The organism is Endozoicomonas sp. ALC013 (assembly GCF_049310205.1).
Classification (GTDB): domain Bacteria; phylum Pseudomonadota; class Gammaproteobacteria; order Pseudomonadales; family Endozoicomonadaceae; genus Endozoicomonas.
Window position 1 is genome coordinate 15,749 of sequence record NZ_JBLYNS010000038.1, and the last position, 20,185, is coordinate 35,933.

Here is a 20,185-nt window from a genome sequence, read left to right on the forward strand (position 1 = left end):
CATTTCGATGAGTACAATCTCCGTTCACCCTGAGCGGAGTCGAAGGGTGATTGGCACGATCTATCAGAGTCCGGAGTTTCCGCCTTTAGGCCCTATGGGTCCTTCGACAAGCTCAGGACGAACGGAGTGCGGAGGCACGACAACCCGTCAAACTCATTGAAACAATGTACTAGTGATTCAACACCTGCCCAAGAAACCTGCGGGTTCGCTCTGAACGTGGGTTGCTGAAAAACGCTTCCGGCGGAGCCTGTTCAATAATCTGACCTTCATCCATAAAGATCACCCGGTCAGCCACCGTCCGGGCAAAGCCCATTTCATGGGTAACACAGAGCATGGTCATCCCTTCCTGCGCCAGCTCGACCATAACCTCCAGCACTTCTTTAATCATCTCCGGATCAAGGGCAGAGGTGGGCTCATCAAACAGCATGACTTCCGGATTCATACACAGGCTTCGGGCAATCGCCACCCGCTGCTGCTGGCCACCAGACAGTTGTCCGGGATATTTATTGGCCTGATCCGGAATCCTCACCCGCTCCAGGTATTCCATGGCCAACTTTTCCGCAGCCTTTTTTGACTGCTTACGGACCCAGATAGGTGCCAGTGTACAGTTCTCCAGAATGGTCAGATGTGGAAACAGATTAAACTGCTGGAATACCATTCCCACTTCACGACGGATGGTTTCTATATTTTTCAGGTCATTGGTCAGTCGGGTGCCATCCACCACAATGCTGCCTTCCTGATGCTCCTCAAGGCAATTAATGCAGCGGATCAATGTGGACTTACCAGAGCCGGAAGGCCCACAGATAACGATCTTCTCCCCCTTCTTAACGTTCAGGTTAATATCACGCAGCACATGAAATTGACCATACCATTTATTCAGGCCACTGATCTCAATCAGGCTGGCCTGCTCAACAGCGGCTTCACGCTGAATCGTCACCTCTGGCTGGCCACTTTTCGGTAATGGCTTTTGCAGACGAGGCTCGTCAAGATAATCACTCATACCATTGGCATCCCTGATTTCATTATCGCTGTAATTGTTGTTCCAATCGCTGGCTGTACTTTGATATGCCAAAACAGAAGACCCAGAAAACCAGCCCGGCAAACAGATAGCCCTCTATGGAGTTACCCAGCCAGGCGGGATCATTCAGCCCGGCCTGAATAATGGCCAGCAGATCAAACAGGCCGATAACCAGTACCAGACTGGTGTCTTTAAACAGGGCAATAAAGGTATTTACCACCCCGGGAATAACCAGTCTCATAGCCTGGGGCAGGATAATCATAATCATCCCCTGCCAGTAACTCAGGCCAAGACTGTTAAACGCTTCAAACTGTCCTTTGGGGATGGCCTGCAACCCACCTCGCACCACTTCCGCCATATAGGCCGCCTGAAACAGAATAATGCCGATCAGCGCCCGCAGCAGTTTATCGAACACCACCTCTTCCGGCACAAACAGTGGCAGCATGACCGAGGCCATAAAGAGCACAGTGATCAGGGGAACACCGCGCCAGAGTTCAATATATCCGGTACATAAAGACCGTATGACCGGCATATTGGAACGACGGCCAAGGGCCAGCAGCACACCGAATGGCAAAGAGGCGATCATCCCGCACAGTGCCAGCAACAGTGTCAGCATCACCCCACCCCACTGATGGGTCTCCACCTTCTCAAGCCCCAACAGGTCGCCATAAAGCAAAAACCAGGAAACCACCGGCATCAGTACCAGGCTGTAGCCCAACACCCACTTTTTACCGGGTGTCACTTTAAACGACAGCCAGGCAATCAACAGGGCCAGTTGAGCAAAAAAGAGATCTGCCCGCCACTGCTGTTCTTCCGGATAAAACCCGTAAATAAACTGATCAAGCCTTGCGGTGATAAAAGCCCAGCAGGCCCCTTCACTGCTGCAGGCAGTGCTGTCGGTGCCAAACCAGGTAGCCTCAATAAATGCCCACTGCACCAGCGGTGGTACCAATAAATACAGACCGTAAGCAATCAGCAGCGTGGTCAGCGCACTCAGCGGGTTGGCAAACAGATTATTTTTTACCCATGCCAGTACACCGACGGCTGTTGCCGGTGGCTCACGGGCAGGAATCATGTTGCTATCGTAACTGATCATTTCTCTCAACCTTACCGCTCGATAAGCGCCACACGTCTGTTATAGATATTCATCAGCAGGGATACACTCAAACTGATGGTGAGATAAACGGCCATGGTCATGGCAATTACTTCCACCGCCTGCCCGGTTTGGTTCAGGGTTGTGCCGGCAAAGACACTGACCAGGTCCGGATAACCTATCGCTGTCGCCAGTGAAGAGTTTTTGGCCAGATTCAGATATTGATTGGTCAATGGTGGAATAATCACCTTCATCGCCTGGGGAATCACCACCAGGGTCAACACTTTCCCTGGCTTTAGCCCCAGTGACGCGGCAGCCTCTTTCTGCCCTTTCTGGACAGACTCAATACCGGCTCTTACCACCTCGGCAATAAAGGCAGCGGTATAAATGGTCAGGGCCAGTAACAATGCGCCCAGCTCAGGAATGATGGCAATACCACCACGGAAGTTAAAACCTTTCAGCGCTGGCGTATCCAGAACCAACGATGCACCAGAAAAGTGCCAGATAAGCGCAGGAATGCCTATTAATAGTGCAGCCATATACCAGGGCGCACCGGAAATGCCCTTACCGGTTGCCACTCTTCTCTGCCGGTTTCTGGCCCTTAGCAATAACGCCAGACCAATGGCCACCAGGCAACTGACCAGAACCGGCAGCAGCCCCTGCTCAATAATAGGTTTGGGCAGAAAAAGACCACGCAGATTTAAAAAAATGGTATCGCCGAGGGCATAACTTTGCCGGGGATGGGGTAACGCCGCCAGAACGGCGAAATACCAGAAAAAGATTTGCAGCAGTAATGGAATATTGCGAAAGGTTTCAATAAACACCGATGCCATTCTGGCCAGCAGCCAGTTAGACGACAGTCTGGCAACACCCACCAGAAAACCCAACAGGGTGGCGAAGAAGATGCCTAATCCGGACACCAGCAGGGTATTGAGTATGCCCACAACAAAGGTGCGGCCGTAGCTGTGGGATTCGTCATAGGCCACCAGCGATTGAATAATGCCAAAGCCCGCTTCCTGGGAAAGAAAATCGAATCCGGTGCTGATGCCCCGATGCTCCAGGTTGTTCATGGTGTTATTGATCACCCAGACACCGAGCATCACCACCAACAGCACCACAATTCCCTGCATCAACAGCGGTCTGAAGGAGGCATCACGCCATAGCCTCAGCATCTCTTTCAACATCTTCTCCAAAAAGGAGGGTCTTGCATTTTTTTTATGGGATACGTGCTCAGGATCACTCACGACCTAACTCCCTTTTTCTTATCTTGTTCCCGCGCTTCAGAAGTTCTGCAGAAATGCAGGACTGTCCATACTCCCGCTCTCACGCGTTGCGTGCAAGCGGGGTATATGTCATAACGATTGAATTAACGGAAGGGAGGAGCGTAGAGGATACCGCCTTCGTTCCAGAGAGCGTTCAGGCCACGATCGATCTGAAGCGGTGATTCTGCACCTACATTACGCTCAAAGATCTCCTCATAGTTGCCCACCTGCTCGATAATCCGCAGAGACCAGTCATCATCCAGGGCAAGACCTTTACCTTTAGGGCCGTCAATACCCAACAAACGACGTACATTGGGATCAGAAGAGGCTTTTTGCGCGTTGATATTGCCCGAGTTCAGGCCCAGCTCTTCACCATTAATCATGGCGGCCAGGCTCCACTTGACAATATTAAACCACTGGTCGTCGCCCTGACGCACTACGGGACCGAGCGGCTCTTTTGAAATCACTTCTGGCAGAACCACTGCGGAATCAGGCTTGGACAGACGAACTCTCAAGGCATAAAGCTGAGATTGGTCAGAAGTCAGGACATCACAACGCCCCGCATCAAAGCCCTTTGCCGTACTGTCAGAGGTATCAAAGACCACGGGCTGATACTCCATATTATTAGCCCGGAAATAATCGGCAAGATTCAGCTCACTGGTGGTACCGGACTGGATACAGATAGAAGCACCATCCAACTCTTTGGCACTTTTCACACCCAGGTCTTTCTTCACCATAAAGCCCTGGCCGTCGTAGTAAGAGACGCCGGTGAAGTTCAGGCCCAGGGAGGCATCACGGGTCAGGGTCCAGGTGGTATTTCTGGAGAGCACATCAATCTCTCCTGATTGCAGAGCGGTAAAACGCTCTTTAGCGGTAAGCGGTACAAACTTGACCTTGCCAGCATCTTTCAACGTCGCTGCAGCAACGGCACGACAGACATCAACATCCAGCCCACTCCACTGCCCTTTATCATCCGGGTTACTGAAGCCCGGAAGGCCGGTGCTGACACCACAGGCCACATAACCTTTTTCCTTTACCGACTCCAGCGTTGCCGAAGCGCTGGCGACCGGTGCCAAACCCGCTGCCGCCAATGCGCCCAGCGCAGCGACTGTTTTCAGACTTTTCAGCATGAGATCTTTCCTTTGGTGTTGTTATTATTTTCAGCACGGGATGTCCGGCACAGGTTAATCCTGCTCAACCACCTGACAATTGCAACCGCGCTTTGGCTCATGGTTTTTCAACCATACCTGCAAGCAAAAACACTAGCAACTGTTATGCCGTTCATGTTTGTCCTGGCCATCCCTTCTTCTTGTTCAAATTGCTCAGCCTGTACCAAACCTTGCAAAGAAAGTCGTTCAGCTGCTTTCCGGGTTATGTATTAATTGTGTTAAACTGCCGTCCACTTCGATAACCATGCAGTGATAATTCTTCCAATGTCTCAAAGAATCAGCGAACACTACAAGGCCATTATTGAGTCCGTCGGTGAAGATATTCATCGGGAAGGCCTTAGAGATACGCCGCTTCGCGCTGCCAAAGCAATGCAATACCTGACCAGAGGCTATAGCCAGACACTGGAAGAGATCGTTAATGGTGCGGTGTTTGAATCCGACATCAGCGAAATGGTCGTGATCAAAGACATTGAGCTGTACTCAATGTGTGAGCATCATCTGCTGCCCTTTATTGGCAAGTGTCATATTGGCTATGTACCCAATGGTAAGGTGCTCGGCCTATCCAAATTTGCCCGCATTGTGGATATGTTCGCCCGCCGCCTGCAGATTCAGGAAAACATGACCAAACAGATTGCCGATGCCATTATGGAAGTCACCGACGCCAAAGGGGTTGCCGTGGTGATTGAGGCGCAACATATGTGCATGATGATGCGCGGTGTGGAAAAACAGAACTCATCCATGACCTCTTCGGTCATGCGTGGCCTGATGAAAGATAATCAGCCAACCCGGGAAGAGTTTCTGCGTTTTATTCGGTGACAAACCTGATCATTGACAACAAAAAAGCCAGCATTTGCTGGCTTTTTTGTTGCCTGGATTCAACACCAGTCCAGAATCACTTTCCCAGATTGTCCGGACCCCATGATTTCAAAACCTTTGTCAAAATCATCAACCGGGAAGCGGTGCGTAATGATTGGAGAAATATCCAAACCAGACTGCAACATGCTGGTCATCTTGTACCAGGTCTCAAACATCTCGCGACCATAAATACCTTTGATCACCAGACCTTTGAAGATCACCTGGTTCCAGTCAATCACCGTGTCACTGGCTGGAATGCCCAGCAGTGCAATCTTGCCACCGTAGTTCATATTTTCCAGCATCTGCTTAAATGCACGACCATTGCCGGACATTTCAAGGCCCACATCAAAGCCTTCAACCATGCCCAGCTCAGCCATCACGTCCGGCAGACCGGTATTGGCAACATTCACGGCGCGGGTCGCACCCATTTTACGGGCCAGGTCCAGACGGTATTCGTTGACATCGGTAATCACCACATTGCGGGCACCGACATGCCGACAGATGGCTGCCGCCATAATGCCGATGGGGCCGGCACCGGTGATCAGTACATCTTCTCCCACCAGGTCAAAAGAGAGTGCGGTGTGCACCGCATTACCAAACGGGTCAAAAATTGCGGCCAGGTCATCACTGATATCATCAGGAATCGGGAAGGCATTAACCGCCGGAATCACCAGGTATTCGGCAAACGCACCATCACGATTGACGCCAACACCCACAGTAAAGTTGCAGAGATGACGGCGGCCAGCACGGCAGTTACGACAGTGGCCACAGGTAATATGGCCTTCACCGGAAACCCGCTGACCGACCTCAAAGCCACGCACACCGTCACCCATGTCAACGATTTCGCCGACAAATTCATGGCCAACGTGCATACCCACCGGAATGGTGTTCTGCGACCACTCATCCCAGTGATAGATATGCATGTCAGTACCACAAATGGCGGTTTTGCGGATTTTGATCAGTACATCGTTGTAACCCACTTCTGGCATGGGGCGGTCTTCCATCCAGATTCCGGGTTCTGCTTTGCTTTTTGCTAATGTCTTCACAGTGTCAGTTTTCTCAATGGGCTTGCTATTCAATAGCAAGCCTTGTGTGTGAATCAGTGGATAACGCCCAACTCTCGACCAACCCTGGCGAAAGCGGCAATGGCTTTGTCCAGGTGCTCTCTGCTGTGGGCAGCGGACATCTGGGTACGAATTCTCGCCTGCCCTTTTGGCACTACCGGGAAGGAGAAACCAACCACGTAAATCCCTTCTTCCAGCATACGGTCGGCAAACTGGCCAGCCAGTGACGCATCACCCAGCATCACCGGTACAATCGGATGATCGGCTCCGGCCAGGGTAAAGCCCAGCCTGGTCATTTCAGCGCGGAAATAGTCGGCATTATCACGTACCTTCCGGCGCAGCTCTGCGCCTTCAGCCAGCATCTCAAACACTTTGATCGAAGCGGCAGCAATGCTCGGTGACAGCGTGTTGGAGAAGAGGTATGGACGGGAACGATTACGCAACCAGTCAATCACTTCCTTTTTACCGGAGGTGTAACCGCCGGAAGCACCACCCAGTGCTTTACCCAGGGTACCGGTGAGAATATCCACGCGTCCCATAACATCACAGAACTCAGGAGTACCAACCCCTTTCTCACCAATAAAACCGGTGGCATGACAGTCATCCACCATCACCAGCGCACCGTATTTATCCGCCAGATCGCAGATGCCTTTCAGGTTGGCAATAACCCCATCCATGGAGAATACGCCATCGGTAGCAATCAGTCTGGTTTTGGCACCGGCAGCCTCGGCCGCCTGCAGTTGCGCTTCCAGATCGGCCATATCGTTATTGGCATAGCGGAAACGTTTGGCTTTGGACAGGCGCACACCATCAATAATACTGGCATGGTTGAGCGCATCACTGATAATGGCGTCATCCGGCCCCAGGATGGTTTCAAACAGGCCACCATTGGCATCAAAACAGGAAGGATAGAGAATGGTATCTTCCATGCCCAGGAACCGGGAGATATGAGCTTCCAGATCTTTATGAACGGTTTGAGTACCGCAGATAAAGCGCACGGAAGCCATGCCAAAGCCATACTGATCAAGCCCCTGTTTACCCGCTTCAATCAGCTCCGGTGCATTGGCCAGGCCCAGGTAGTTATTGGCACAGAAGTTAAGCACCTCATCACCGCTCTCACCATTGGAGAGTACTTTGATTTCAGCCTGTTGCTGGGAGCTGATCACCCGTTCACTTTTATAAAGCCCTTCCTGTTTGAGCTCATCCAGCTGCCGGCGCAGCCCTTGATAAAAATCGGCCTTCATTTCGACTCCTGTTCTCGGTAATTTCCAGCATCCCGCCTTTGAGCATCTGCCAGGGGCACAGTTTTCCTGGGAGGCTGTCAGGCCAATGGGGATGTCTTTCTGTCATCAACCAGATCATTGTAGATGATTGGCCTAATAGTGGATCAGCGAGGATTCCCATTGAACCGGCATTTGTACCTATTATCAGGGCTTTTGCCCATTCACCTGATGAATCCGGTGGGTCACTGCTGACCTCTGGTTCAGTGGTTGAAGCAGCGCAGAATTCCAGGGAGAAATCAAAGGCTGCCTGAGAACACCTTACGCAATCAAGGCCGCCATGGCGGCAGTCAATGGTTGGCTGACCGGTCAAAAAAGGCATCCTTCAACAGCATTTCATTGAACCTTTTGGGAAAACAAGGGGTCTAATAAAAATTCAAAAACAAATGGTAACTGATGAACTTCATCACACGGAGTTTCTTGTCACATGGATAATGTACATTCGGCCAGCAGTTGTTTTCTGTGCCGTGACGCTCGGGCTCCTGATCGCAACGCTGATATGGTCAAATGCGCCCGGGGGCACGCATTCCACCGTAGCTGCCTGATTCAGCGGGATTGCTTCCGGCGTTGCCCCCAGACTGACTGCAACGCCCACATTCCCTGCTTTGTCAAACCACTGGCTGACCGCCTGGCTCGATCATTACTGCCTTATTTGGGCCTGGACGAGCTACTTGATAGAGTGGTCAGGACCGACACCGAGCATACTGGCGTTTCCCCGGAATTTGCCCGGCAATTCGTTTCAGAGTCGGAGATTTTATCGGAGTACCTCCGGCAAATGCTGCCCGAATCGATGAGCTCTGTAACCTTTAGACTGGTGGCTATAATCGCGACCTCCTTAATTACCAATTACCTGTTGCCACCGCTACCAGACTTTTTCGGTTCCCGGGATAATTCTGCCAGTCCTCCCATGGAGGAGGTGTTATTGCCGAGGGATTAGCGCAGAAAAGCTTTAATACCCGTACACCCCGTTCATCCTGAGCGGAGTCGAAGGGTGCTTGGCACGATCTATCAGAGTTCGGAGTTTCCGCCTTTAGGCCCTATGGGTCCTTCGACAGGCTCAGGACGAACGGAGTACGGAGGCACGACAATCCGTCAAACTCATTGAAACCATGTACTAATGCATGGTTTCAATGGGTTTGTTGCCGTTCTAACACAGTAGATTTTGATAGGCCTCTCTGTCAGGTGAAGAGAGGCCTGAGGAAAGGTTTATGGAAGAGTCAGAGAGGCCACAATGGTATCCACCACCGAGTCTACAGAAGCATTATCCGCCACCTCATCTTCCGAGGTAATCAAGACGGCCACTTCAGCCTTGAGTAACGCATCTGCCTTGGCAGCCCACTGTTCATCATCACTGCCAATCACCAATGGATAAAACCCACGATCAAACAGCTGTCGTTCAATAATTTTGGCGTGCTGTCCGGCAACTTTGAATACACCGCCTTTCTGACCCAGGCGCTGTTGCCGATGGACTCTGGAGAGTGAATCCTGCCGAGTACGCTCACTGACTCCCCGTACCATACCGGCAGCAACCGTGGCGTTACTGAGCCGGTCAATAACAATAAAGGCACCGGTCTGGCGGTTACGCTGGTAGCTGTCCACAGGCACCGCCCTGGTCAGCCTGAGCTGGCACAGGCCAATTTCATTCAGTGCCAGCTGCTCTGCCGGGTGATGGGCCAGGGAGTTCACATCAACCCGGTGATCAACCCCGGCAAAACTGCCCGGAACCTTGTCGGCAGAAAACTTGATCTGATACTGCCTGCCGGGGCTCATGGGCTGTTCCGCCATCCACACCAGATCCACATCCAGATCAGCAGCCACCTGAACACTGCTGTCCCGGCGCACCAGCATATCACCACGGCTGATATCAATTTCATCGGTCAGGGTCAGGGTAACCGCCTGACCCGCATGGGCTTCTGGCAGATCACCATCCCAGGTCACAATGCGGGCAATGGTGCTCACCTGACCCGAGGGTAGTACCTTGATCTGATCGCCGGGCTTAATCTTGCCTGAAGCCAGCGTTCCTGAAAAACCACGAAAATCCAGGTTAGGGCGATTCACATATTGAATCGGGAAGCGGAAGTCATTCAGGTTACGGTCCCGGGCGATCTCGACATTTTCCAACACGTCCATCAGCGTACTGTCACGATACCAGGACATCCGTTCGCTGCGGTGTACCACATTGTCGCCCTCCAGCGCCGACATGGGCACAAACTGGATATCACCCAATTGCAACGGTTCTGCAAAATCAAGGTATTGGTTACGAATCTCTTCAAACCGAGCCTTGCTGAAATCCACCAGATCCATCTTATTGATGGCCACGACAATATGCTTTATGCCCAGCAAGCTGGCTATGTAGGTATGCCGCCGGGTCTGGGTCAGCACACCCTGACGGGCATCAATCAAAATAATCGCCAGATCACAGGTGGAAGCACCGGTGGCCATATTTCGGGTGTACTGCTCATGCCCGGGCGTATCGGCAATTATGTACTTACGTTTTTCGGTGGAAAAATAGCGGTAGGCCACATCAATGGTAATGCCCTGCTCACGTTCTGCCTGCAGACCATCCACCAGCAGCGCCAGATCCAGTTTTTCCCCCTGGGTACCTACTCGTTTACTGTCGTTTTCTACGGCAGCCAGCTGATCTTCATAAATCATGCTGGTGTCGTGTAAAAGACGGCCAATCAGGGTGCTTTTACCATCATCAACACTGCCACAGGTGAGAAAACGCAGCATCTCTTTCTGTTCATGACGGTTCAGGTACTCTTCGATATCGGTGGCAATAAGTTCAGATTGGTGTGACATCAGAAATACCCTTCCTGCTTTTTCTTTTCCATGGAGCCGGCACTGTCATGGTCGATCACCCGGCCCTGTCGCTCAGAGGTTCTGGTCAGGAGCATCTCCTGAATCACGTCGGTCAGTGTATCGGCTTCAGATTCTACGGCACCGGTCAGCGGGTAGCATCCCAGGGTTCTGAAGCGTACTTTTCGCAACTGGGGTTGTTCACCGGGTTGCAACGGCATCCGCTCATCGTCCACCATAATCAGGTTGCCATCACGCTCCACCACCGGGCGTTCTTTGGCAAGATACAGTGGCACAATAGGGATCTTTTCCAGGTGGATATACTGCCAGATATCGAGCTCCGTCCAGTTTGACAGCGGGAACACGCGAATACTCTCGCCCTTCTCAACCTGGCTATTGTAGATGTTCCAAAGTTCCGGTCTCTGGTTTTTCGGATCCCAGCGATGATTTTTGTCGCGAAAAGAGTAAACCCGCTCTTTCGCCCTGGATTTTTCTTCATCCCGACGGGCACCACCAAACGCAGCATCAAAGCCGTATTTATCCAATGCCTGCTTGAGTGCCTGGGTTTTCATCACATCGGTATGTTTTGCGCTGCCATGGGTAAATGGCCCGACGCCCTGCGCCAGACCTTCCGGATTGGTATGCACCAGCAGCTCAAGACCCAGTCTTTGTGCCAGCTGATCCCGGAACTCAATCATTTCCCGGAATTTCCAGGTGGTATCTACGTGTAATAAAGGAAAGGGCGGTTTACCCGGGTAAAAAGCTTTCATGGCCAGATGCAGCATCACGGCAGAATCTTTGCCAATAGAGTAAAGCATGACAGGGTTTTCAAACTCAGCAGCCACTTCCCGGATGATATGGATGCTTTCCGCTTCCAGCTGTTTTAGATGATTGAAGTCTTGATCCGACATGCATTTCGACCTAAAGCGAAGTTATTGTTGTGCTCTAAGTAAAATACTATCAGTGAAAATAGAATAATAAATTCAAAATCTATATTGTTTTTATATATAAATATATCGCTTGCTGATTCTCCCTGAATTCAGTGGCGAACCCGTCAGCTAAACGCTAAACCCACAGTCGATACTCAAAGATGGTTCGGCGTATCAGGGCATCCGGATACGCCGGGCCTGCAACAAAACGTCAGCAGGCCCTTAAACTCCGCTCTATCAATGCGCCATTATCTTTACAGCACAATACTGCTGAACACAAAACCGGCAATCACAGAGAACACAATCGCCATCAGTCCTGGCAGCATAAAACTGTGGTTGAACACATACTTGCCAATGCGGGTCGTGCCAGTGCTGTCAAAGTCGATAGAGGCAATGATCGGACCGTAGTTAGGTACAAAGAAGTAACCGTTAACCGCCGGGAACATAGCGACCAGAGAGGCTACTGGCAAACCAAGAGCCACACCCAGAGGCATCAGTGTCGACGTAGTCGCGCCCTGGCTGTTAACCATCACAGAGAGAATAAACAGTGCGATGGCAAATGCCCATGGAGCACTGTGAACCAGATCAGAGATACCGCCTTTGAGCAGCACATCGTGGGCAGCGAAAAAGCTGTCCCCCAGCCAGGCAATACCGAAGATAGCAATAATTGCACGCATACCGGAGAGGAATACATCACCACGGCTTGCTTCACCAACATCAGCTTTACCCAGCCATACAATCAGTGCGGATACCACCAGCATGATGATTTCAATGGTGTGCGCCATGGACATGGCAGAGCCATTGAACTGAGGACGTATAGCAGGAATAGCCCCCATCACCACCACCATAACGGCACCTGACAGGAACAGCAGAACGGAGGTCTTCGCACCTGGCTTCAGTTCAGCAACAGAAACCGTGGTGGTTTCTTCCATCTTGCGTCGAAACTCCGGGTCTTGCATACGGCGCTGAAATTCAGGGTCATCCTTCAGCTCTTTACCCAGCTTATTGGTCACCAGAGCAGCGAGGAACAGGCCAACCATCGTTGCTGGAATCGTGGTGCCCAGAATCTGTCCCAGGGTAATGTCATACTTTGTCGACATAATAGTCAGCATGGCAACGGTGGCAGCCGCAATCGGGCTGGCCACAATACCCACCTGAGAAGCGATTACCGCGATGGACATAGGACGCTCCGGGCGAACACCCGTACGGCGGGCAACTTCGGCAATAACCGGCAGCACAGAGTAAGCGACGTGACCGGTACCGGCAAACATGGTGAAAAAGTAAGTCACCGCCGGTGCAATAAAGGTAATACGCTTTGGATTTCTTCTGAGAATACGTTCAGCCACCTGTACCAGGTAGTCCATACCACCGGCCGCCTGCATACAGGCGGCAGCAGAAATCACAGCCAGAATCATCAGCATTACATCAATCGGAGGGGAGGTCGGCTGAATACCGAACACAAAAGAGAGAATGGCAAGACCCACCCCCCCCATTAAACCAAGACCGATTCCCCCGATACGTGCACCAACCAGGATGCACAGAATCACTATGGCCAACTGCAGCCAGATCATAATTACCCCCCAACAACACGACGGTGCTGTCCAAAACGACAAGACAAAACTGCCTCGTGCTGTGGCCACTCAGGCTTAACAGCGATGCAGAAGAAAAAGCGAGGACAAGTGTACGAGAGTTATTTTTTATACAGATTGACTTACAGCAACAATTTCAACGGCGTTTAAATAATTAATGAATGTGCTATTTCAACTGTAATCAAAGAAGAACAAGCCACCTGTTTTTTCTAACAACACGGCACAAAATTAATAAAAGAAAATTTATACCGGAGAATCGATATCAACAAACTCATGCTCAATGCCCGTTTCCTCATGCAGCCAGCGAGCCAGTGCCTGAACCCCATAACGCTCGGTAGCATGGTGACCGGCGCTGATATAGTGAATGCCATTTTCCCTGGCAAAATGCACCGTTGACTCCGAAATCTCACCGCTGACAAAAGCATCCACCCCCAGGTTCAGGGCCTTATCAATCATGCTTTGAGCGGCCCCGGTACACCAGGCGATGGTATTTACGGGGTGGTTTCCTCCGGCAATCACCAGTGGATCACGTCCCAGCTTGCCGGAAATTTCCTGGCTCAACTCATCCAGCGACAGTTTTCGCCCTGTTGTGCCCCAGTTACCCACCGGCAATTTGGCTCCCGGCTCCATGCCACCCACGACATCCCACCCCATCAAGCGGGCAAGCTCTGCGTTATTGCCAAACACCGGATGGGCATCCAATGGCAAATGATAGGCCACCAGGCTGATATGGTTGGCCAGCAGCGTTTCGATGCGCCGACGTTTGCTGCCGGTAATCACTGCGTCTTCACCACGCCAGAAATAGCCATGATGAACCAGAATGGCATCGGCCTTCCGTTCAATGGCCTGGTCAATCAGCGCCTGACAGGCCGTGACCCCCGTGACTATTTTCTTTATTGGCGACTCCGCTGCCGGGCTGGCATCGACCTGAATACCATTTGGGCAGTAATCTTTAAACAGACCAGGCTGTAACTCCTGATCCAGTAATGCCACCATTTCTTTTAAGGTCATATCTTGTGATGTCGGCACCATTGGTTCTCTCCATCCTTACATCGCTGTATATTAAGAATCGTATTTTGTTGGTCTCATTATAATCACATAACGGCAATTCCCATGGGCTGCGAATGAAAAAACTGCTTAAGTCGGTGGGCTTACCCATCCTGATCGGGCTATTCACCGCGATCACAGTACTGCTGATCAAGCCTGAGTTCGGTGGTATTTCAGAAAAATCCCGCAACCGCTTTATTGAACAATCCTCCAGAGTGTTCAATGTCACCGGGCAGGTTTCCTACAGTGATGCCGTGAAAAAGGCTGCACCGGCTGTGGTCAGTATCTCTACCAACAGCCTGTCACAGCGTGGTGACAGCAACCTGCCCCTGCCCCAGAGAACCCATGCCCGCAGCACCCCGGAAGGTTCCGGCGTTATTGTTGATCCTGAAGGTTATATCCTGACCAACCACCATGTGATTCAAAATGCGGCCAGGCTGATGATTACCCTGCGCGATGGCCGGGAAGTCAAAGCCCGCATTATTGGCACCGACCCGGAAAGCGATCTTGCCGTGTTGAAAGTCAACCTGAAGGATTTGCCCTATCTGGACCTGGTAGACTCTGGCAGCGCAGAAATTGGTGATGTAGTGCTGGCCATTGGCAACCCATTCGGACTGGGACAGACGGTGACCATGGGCATTATCAGCGCCACCGGCCGGAATGACCTGCAACTGAATACCTATGAAGACTTTATCCAGACCGATGCCGCCATCAATATCGGCAACTCCGGTGGTGCCCTGGTCAATGCCTATGGTGATCTGATTGGCATCAGTACACTATTGTTTTCCCGTGGTGGGGGCAGTGAAGGGGTTGGCTTTGTGATTCCCTCCAATATGGCCCGCTTTGTTATGGATTCCATCATTAAATATGGCCGGGTGATTCGGGGCTGGCTGGGTATTGAATCACAGCCACTGAGCTCGGCACTGGCAGAAGCCTACGGTGTCAGCACAAAAGTTGGGATTTTGATTACCGGGGTTTATGAAGATGGTCCTGCCGACCGGGCGGGTTTGCGACGTGGCGATATTCTTACCGGCATCAATGGCCAGAGCACCCGGGATGGCCGCAAGGTAATGAATATGGTGGCCCGTATTCCACCGGGCCAACAGATGACCATGCAGGTGTTGAGGGATGGCGAAGCAATTGAGTTAACCGCACAGGCAACGACAAGGCCAACTATTGTTAACTGAATGCAATGCACTCGTGCATGGTTTCAATGAGTTTGACGTGTACAATCTCCGTTCACCCTGAGCGGAGTCGAAGGGTGCTTGGCACGATCTATCAGAGTCCGGAGTTTCCGCCCTTCGATGCTTCGACAAGCTCAGCACTCAGGACGAACGGAGTGCGGAGGCATGACAACCCGTCAAACTCATTGAAACCATGTACCAGGAGCCTAATTATTATGAAAATTCGAGCCACCCATGAAATTAGCCATATTGCCAGAGGGGCGAACATCCTGACCATTGGGGCCATCGTTTGAAAAAGGGTCAACGTTTTGCATTCGACAGCATCCCTGAGCCCCGGATTGTGGCTTGGTCTGGTCTTTTTTGGAATAGATAGCCTTATAATACGATGTCAGGTTAATCCCATGGGCGTACACAGGTTTCTTACTATCCAGTGTTCTGTACTTCACCTCACTCGAACCCAATCTTCTGGTACGGATCTCAAGCGTTGAATTGCTAATCACTTCAAGGGGGTGATTCTGGTGTTCGGAGCAAAAAACATATTCCAGGCGTTGCTGCTTAAAACCCGGTTTTAATGGCACATAAGGGTCTTTTGGTTTACATCCCTCGCCTGGAGTGACTGGGTAAAAGGTTGTGATAACGGCATAATGACCTTCTGATACTTTGGATGCATCTGCTTTAAATGCTGCTCCTGCTTTTGAGCCAAGCTTACTTGCTACTAATTCCGCTTCCTTGCTGGGATTATGAACAGAAAAGAGGCGGACGTAGCAGTCACAATCTGTAATCTTGACCAATTTTCCATCACGCGAAAAACTTTCAATCTGGGATACGTTTGGGGTTTTATCTGCGTGTGTTAAATAGAGGTCATTTTGCGTGAAGACAGTCAGGGTGCGAGTTTTACCGACGCCTGTCAAAACAAATGACCTGGTATCTTTTGGATTTAATGGAGAATTACGGATGAGCTTGAGAAATTCATTATGTGTTGTACCAATGGAAATGGTTGGCATGCTGCCACTGCTTGCGTTCATAATAATATCTCCCTGATTGGGAACCGTTAAAAGAATTCGTTCTACGCCAACAATCCAGTTAGCTGTTTGAATTTTAGACTTCCAATTCAGGCAAAAGTTCAAACATCATCCTTGAAAAACACCGGTTAAATTTTCAGCGGGTGGTAGACAAACGCTTTTAAGGAATCCTTCAGTGGCAGACAGTCAGAGTCTGTTGACAGCACTTCTGCCAATAATATCCGATTTTGCACCAGGCGTTGACGAATACAGGTTCGGGCACAGGCTTGCAGCGATCCGGGTTGATAAACGGGTATATGATTACGCAGGGAATCGATGATTTCGGGGTCAGCTCTTCCAGCTTCAGCACTCTTCAGAGCTGTCCAGCCCAGCTGGTTACGCACACCGGGATCGGCACCATTATCCACCAGAATCCTGACCAATTCCGGGCTTTGATTTGCTATCCCCAGATGCAGCGGGGTATCGCCATCTTCACCACGGGCATTGGGGTCAGCGCCGTTAGCCAGTAAGAGCTTGAGCAGCTGGACAGCGCAGCCATCATCTCTGTTTACCACAAAATTCAGCGTGGTCTGGCCAGAATTGCTGCAAGTATTGGGGTCAGCACCGTTAGCCAGCATCAGCCTGACTTCAGCAACAGGACGCAGTTTTTCTACCAGACAGTTCAACGTGGTTCGGCCAGAGCTGTTGCACAGGTCGGGATCGGGGTTGGCACCGTGATTCAACAGGGTATGGACAATATCAGTGTGTTGTTTGGATACTGCCTTGTAAAGTGGGTTCAGGGTCCAGACGCCAAACGTGTCGGGGTTGGCACTGTGAGCCAGCAACTGGTCAACTATTTTGCACGCCCCTTGTTCCGCCGCTTTATTAAGTGGGGTAAAACCGAACTGGTCTGGAATATCGGGGTCAGCACCGTGCTCCAACAGAGTACTTACGGCCGAAAGATTGCCACAGATAACGGCACATTGCAGCGGGGTACGGTTCAGTGCAGTCACGGCATTAAGATCGGCACCGTGATTCAGCAGGCAATTCAGGAGCCGCGCGGTCTGATCGTTGCTGCTCCTTGTAGCAAAATGCAGTGCAGTAAAGTCACCGCTGTCACAGGTTTTCGGGTCGGCTCCCCGGTGCAGCAAGGCTTTGACCCTATCATAATTGCCATGCCAGGCAGCATCCAGCAGCTGGTCGTTAAGGGCTGGCGGGTCATTATATCTGACGCCTGATGTCGTTTTGTCGTCCGTCGATAATGGTAATCTTCGGGTACTTGCCGAAGCGGCGGCAAATCCCGGATTGATGTCTGCTGAGGCGCCCGGCTGCTGCAGAGACAGCAAAGGCGTTGCAGGTAAACTGCCGGTCGGTTCCTCTGGCTGGTCGCTGCCAATCCAGGGATACAGACATTGTCTGATACTTGCGAACATTTCGTTAAAACGTCAGTGGGTTGGACACAAATTTTTTCAACGGATTTGGCAACGGCAAACGTTGAGTTACCAGTGACAGCGGTTTTGCCCGTTTTTTTTTCGGAGTCATCTGTGGCTGCACCCGGGTTGCACGCATACAGTTTCGGGCACAAACTTTCGTCGCCCCGGGTTTAAAGGGCTCACGCAGGGCATCAATGATGTGCACAGGTGCCCCTGTAGCGAGGGCAGCCTCCAGGGCGGTCTGGCCTGACTGGTTGCGAATATCAGGATTGGCACCATGGGCCAGCAGCATGTCAACGCAGGTTGAGTTGCTTTTCTTTATCGCCAGATGCAGCGGGGTTTCGCCCTTTTGGCTCGCCTTGTTGGGATTGGCACCGTGAGCCAGCAAATCGTCAACCATGTTGGTGCGCCCGTTAAATACTGCATGATCCAGCGCGGTACTACCGTCATTATCAGGAATATTGGGATCGGCACCTTCGCCCAGTAGGATGTTAACGGTCAAAAGTGAACATACGCCACCAATGACAGCATTGCACAGCGGGGTGTGTCCCATACTATTACGGGCATTAATATCGGCACCGTGATCCAGCAGGCATTTCAGGAGCATGACGGTCTGATCGTCTGGTTTCGATCCGGCCAAGTGCAGCGCCGTCCAATGAGCGAGGTCATGGACTTGCGGATCAGCCTCGTGATCCAGCAAGGCCTTGCAGACATCATAACTGCCTTTTTTGGCAGCCAGAAGCAGAGGTATGAACTCTTCATTCGTCAACGGATCGATAGTGGCGACATTGGGGTCAATCCCTCTGTCCAGCAGTGTCTTGAGACATTCGTGCACTCTGTAGGAGTCCCTGAACCAGAAAAGCGGGTAGCGGCCTTGCTGGTCACAGAGGTTGGGATTGATTCCCTGCTCCTCCAGCAGGTTCAGCAGATCGTAGAGGGCTGACAGATCACCTTTCTTTCCTTTCCTGATTGCTACTGCCAGTTGATCACCCAAATCGAGGTCAGACGTCGATGGATGTATGTTCCCGTTACCCGGGGAAGCCACCGCACGTGCTGAAATATTTCCTTCGCTGGCAACGGGTTGCTGGAGAGAAGGTGCTGGCTGTGCGTGCCAACCCTCGACCGTTGCCGCCGAATCGGCCGTGTCATCCCGGGATAAACAGGGTCTGATGTTTGCGTACGTTTCGTTAAGAGCCAGCGGGTTGGACACAAATTTTGTCAAAGGATCTGACAACGACAGACGTTGAGATTTTATTGACCGCGGTTTTGCCCAGGTTTTTTTCAGGATCATCCGGGGCCGCAGCAGGGTTGCACGAATACAGTTTCGGGTACAAATCTGCAGCGACAAGGGTTTAAAGGGCTCACGCAGGGTATCAATGATGCGAGGAGGTGAACCTTTTACCAAGGCAAACTCCAGGGCGGTCTGGCCAGACGAATTGCGAATATTGGGATTGGCACCATGGGCCAGCAGCATGTCAACACAGGTTGAGTTGCTTTTCTTTATCGCCAGATGCAGCGGGGTATAGCCCTTTTTGCTCGCCTTGTCAGGGTTGGCGCCGTATTCAAGGAGCATATCCACAATGTCGTCTGTGTATTGCCTGCTTAATGCCACGCAAAGTGAGTTGCTCACCCCGTAGCTGTGAATACTGCCGGGCGTATCAGGATTGGCACCATGAGCCAGCAAGTCGTCGACAATGTTAGCGCACCTGTTAAAGACTGCATGGTCCAGCGCGGTTTTACCATCTATATCAGGAATATTGGGATCGGCTCCTTCGCCCAGCAGGATGTTAACGGTCAGAAGTTCCCTGTGAAGGACGGCAATACACAGCGGGGTGTCCCCAACATCATTACGGGCGTTAATATCGATACCGTGATCCAGCAGACACTTCAGGAGCATGACGCTCTGTTCGCTTACATGCCGTGCGGCAAAGTGCAGCGCCGTCCAATTAGCGCCGTCACGGACTTGCGGATCCGCTCCGTGGTCCAGCAAGGCCTTGCTGATCTCATAACTGCCCTGTTCGGCAGCCAGAAGCAGAGGTATGCAATTTTTATTAGACAACCGGTCGATAGTGGAGAAATTGGGGTCAATCCCCCTGGTCAGCAGGGTCTTGAGGACATTTGACACTCCGCTGTATTGGTAACTGATCCAATAGAGCGGGTGGTGGCCTTGCTGGTCGCAGAGATTGGGGTCAATCCCCCGCTCCTCCAGCAGATTCAGCAGGTTGTCTACGGCTTTTCGGTCACCCTCCCTGGTGGCTGCTACCAGTTGATTGCCCAAATCAACCAAATCGAGACCAGACGTCGATGGATGCATGCTCCCATTGCCCGGAGAAACACCCCCACGTGCTGAACTATTCTCTGCACTGGCAACGGGTTGCTGGAGAGAAGGTACTGGCTGTGCGTGGGAACCCTCGGCCGTTTCCTCCGGATTGCCAGTGTCATCCCGGGAAAATGAACATTGC

Annotated in this window: 16 protein-coding genes; 3 read left to right on the forward strand and 13 right to left on the reverse strand. The window is 51.6% G+C overall.

The window, feature by feature from the left end:
* Positions 1-169: 169 nt before the first annotated feature.
* From ACO6V1_RS09405 to ACO6V1_RS09420, 4 genes are all read right to left on the reverse strand, one after another.
* Positions 170-1,072 carry an amino acid ABC transporter ATP-binding protein gene (locus tag ACO6V1_RS09405; RefSeq protein WP_422466648.1) on the reverse strand — a complete coding sequence of 301 codons (903 nt, stop codon included), beginning with the start codon at positions 1,070-1,072 and terminating at the stop codon, positions 170-172.
* On the reverse strand, positions 1,023-2,111 hold the full coding sequence (locus ACO6V1_RS09410; RefSeq protein WP_422460429.1) for an amino acid ABC transporter permease: 1,089 nt from the start codon (positions 2,109-2,111) through the stop codon (positions 1,023-1,025). The genes ACO6V1_RS09405 and ACO6V1_RS09410 overlap by 50 nt, the downstream gene beginning before the upstream one ends.
* A gap of 14 nt (positions 2,112-2,125) precedes the next feature.
* A complete protein-coding gene (locus tag ACO6V1_RS09415; protein WP_422450551.1) occupies positions 2,126-3,295 on the reverse strand; it encodes an amino acid ABC transporter permease in 1,170 nt (389 codons plus the stop codon).
* Positions 3,296-3,477: 182 nt separating this feature from the next.
* Positions 3,478-4,503 (reverse strand): amino acid ABC transporter substrate-binding protein, encoded by a 1,026-nt coding sequence (locus ACO6V1_RS09420; RefSeq protein WP_422450012.1) that lies wholly within the window; start codon positions 4,501-4,503, stop codon positions 3,478-3,480.
* 303 nt (positions 4,504-4,806) lie between these two features.
* On the opposite strand from ACO6V1_RS09420, the gene folE reads away from it, so the two are divergent.
* Entirely contained in the window at positions 4,807-5,358 is a 552-nt protein-coding gene (folE, locus tag ACO6V1_RS09425) for a GTP cyclohydrolase I FolE (RefSeq protein ID WP_101745113.1), read from the forward strand.
* Positions 5,359-5,417: 59 nt separating this feature from the next.
* On the opposite strand, the gene tdh is transcribed toward folE, so the two are convergent.
* Together tdh and ACO6V1_RS09435 are read right to left on the reverse strand one after the other, a co-directional pair.
* The gene (tdh, locus tag ACO6V1_RS09430; protein WP_422450550.1) at positions 5,418-6,443 is read right to left on the reverse strand and encodes an L-threonine 3-dehydrogenase; all 1,026 of its coding nucleotides are present in this window, start codon (positions 6,441-6,443) and stop codon (positions 5,418-5,420) included.
* Between the two features lie 53 nt (positions 6,444-6,496).
* Entirely contained in the window at positions 6,497-7,705 is a 1,209-nt protein-coding gene (locus ACO6V1_RS09435; RefSeq protein WP_422450011.1) for a glycine C-acetyltransferase, read from the reverse strand.
* Positions 7,706-8,168: 463 nt separating this feature from the next.
* On the opposite strand from ACO6V1_RS09435, the gene ACO6V1_RS09440 reads away from it, so the two are divergent.
* Positions 8,169-8,678 carry a hypothetical protein gene (locus tag ACO6V1_RS09440; RefSeq protein WP_422466650.1) on the forward strand — a complete coding sequence of 170 codons (510 nt, stop codon included), beginning with the start codon at positions 8,169-8,171 and terminating at the stop codon, positions 8,676-8,678.
* 269 nt (positions 8,679-8,947) lie between these two features.
* Here the strand turns inward: ACO6V1_RS09440 and cysN are convergent, their stop codons facing one another.
* The 4 genes from cysN to ACO6V1_RS09460 form a co-directional block, all read right to left on the reverse strand.
* On the reverse strand, positions 8,948-10,543 hold the full coding sequence (gene cysN / locus ACO6V1_RS09445; protein ID WP_422450009.1) for a sulfate adenylyltransferase subunit CysN: 1,596 nt from the start codon (positions 10,541-10,543) through the stop codon (positions 8,948-8,950).
* Positions 10,543-11,451 (reverse strand): sulfate adenylyltransferase subunit CysD, encoded by a 909-nt coding sequence (cysD, locus tag ACO6V1_RS09450; RefSeq protein WP_422466652.1) that lies wholly within the window; start codon positions 11,449-11,451, stop codon positions 10,543-10,545. Before cysD ends, cysN begins: the two co-directional genes overlap by 1 nt.
* A 272-nt stretch (positions 11,452-11,723) precedes the next feature.
* Positions 11,724-13,040: an anaerobic C4-dicarboxylate transporter family protein gene (locus ACO6V1_RS09455; protein ID WP_422450007.1), complete on the reverse strand. Its 1,317-nt coding sequence runs from the start codon at positions 13,038-13,040 to the stop codon at positions 11,724-11,726.
* Positions 13,041-13,301: 261 nt separating this feature from the next.
* A complete protein-coding gene (locus ACO6V1_RS09460) occupies positions 13,302-14,090 on the reverse strand; it encodes a Nif3-like dinuclear metal center hexameric protein (RefSeq protein ID WP_422460400.1) in 789 nt (262 codons plus the stop codon).
* A gap of 92 nt (positions 14,091-14,182) precedes the next feature.
* Between ACO6V1_RS09460 and ACO6V1_RS09465 the strand changes: the two genes are divergently transcribed.
* The gene (locus ACO6V1_RS09465) at positions 14,183-15,292 is read left to right on the forward strand and encodes a S1C family serine protease (protein ID WP_422460402.1); all 1,110 of its coding nucleotides are present in this window, start codon (positions 14,183-14,185) and stop codon (positions 15,290-15,292) included.
* A 203-nt stretch (positions 15,293-15,495) separates the two neighbouring features.
* On the opposite strand, the gene ACO6V1_RS09470 is transcribed toward ACO6V1_RS09465, so the two are convergent.
* The 3 genes from ACO6V1_RS09470 to ACO6V1_RS09480 form a co-directional block, all read right to left on the reverse strand.
* Complete coding sequence (locus ACO6V1_RS09470) at positions 15,496-16,416, reverse strand: hypothetical protein (protein ID WP_422466654.1); 921 nt, start codon at positions 16,414-16,416, stop codon at positions 15,496-15,498.
* A gap of 23 nt (positions 16,417-16,439) precedes the next feature.
* Complete coding sequence (locus ACO6V1_RS09475) at positions 16,440-17,723, reverse strand: ankyrin repeat domain-containing protein (protein WP_422466656.1); 1,284 nt, start codon at positions 17,721-17,723, stop codon at positions 16,440-16,442.
* Between the two features lie 4 nt (positions 17,724-17,727).
* The coding region (locus ACO6V1_RS09480) for an ankyrin repeat domain-containing protein (RefSeq protein WP_422466658.1) at positions 17,728-20,185 on the reverse strand (2,458 nt) is incomplete at its 5' end.

What these genes read in the sequence shown, in the direction of transcription:
- folE (WP_101745113.1), top strand. Translation starts at nt 4,807, where the DNA reads ATGTCTCAAAGAATCAGCGAACACTACAAGGCCATTATTGAGTCCGTC.
- cysN (WP_422450009.1), bottom strand. Translation starts at nt 10,543, where the DNA reads ATGTCACACCAATCTGAACTTATTGCCACCGATATCGAAGAGTACCTG.
- ACO6V1_RS09435 (WP_422450011.1), bottom strand. Translation starts at nt 7,705, where the DNA reads ATGAAGGCCGATTTTTATCAAGGGCTGCGCCGGCAGCTGGATGAGCTC.
- ACO6V1_RS09455 (WP_422450007.1), bottom strand. Translation starts at nt 13,040, where the DNA reads ATGATCTGGCTGCAGTTGGCCATAGTGATTCTGTGCATCCTGGTTGGT.
- ACO6V1_RS09465 (WP_422460402.1), top strand. Translation starts at nt 14,183, where the DNA reads ATGAAAAAACTGCTTAAGTCGGTGGGCTTACCCATCCTGATCGGGCTA.
- cysD (WP_422466652.1), bottom strand. Translation starts at nt 11,451, where the DNA reads ATGTCGGATCAAGACTTCAATCATCTAAAACAGCTGGAAGCGGAAAGC.
- ACO6V1_RS09440 (WP_422466650.1), top strand. Translation starts at nt 8,169, where the DNA reads ATGGATAATGTACATTCGGCCAGCAGTTGTTTTCTGTGCCGTGACGCT.
- ACO6V1_RS09420 (WP_422450012.1), bottom strand. Translation starts at nt 4,503, where the DNA reads ATGCTGAAAAGTCTGAAAACAGTCGCTGCGCTGGGCGCATTGGCGGCA.
- ACO6V1_RS09415 (WP_422450551.1), bottom strand. Translation starts at nt 3,295, where the DNA reads ATGTTGAAAGAGATGCTGAGGCTATGGCGTGATGCCTCCTTCAGACCG.
- ACO6V1_RS09460 (WP_422460400.1), bottom strand. Translation starts at nt 14,090, where the DNA reads ATGGTGCCGACATCACAAGATATGACCTTAAAAGAAATGGTGGCATTA.
- ACO6V1_RS09475 (WP_422466656.1), bottom strand. Translation starts at nt 17,723, where the DNA reads ATGTTCGCAAGTATCAGACAATGTCTGTATCCCTGGATTGGCAGCGAC.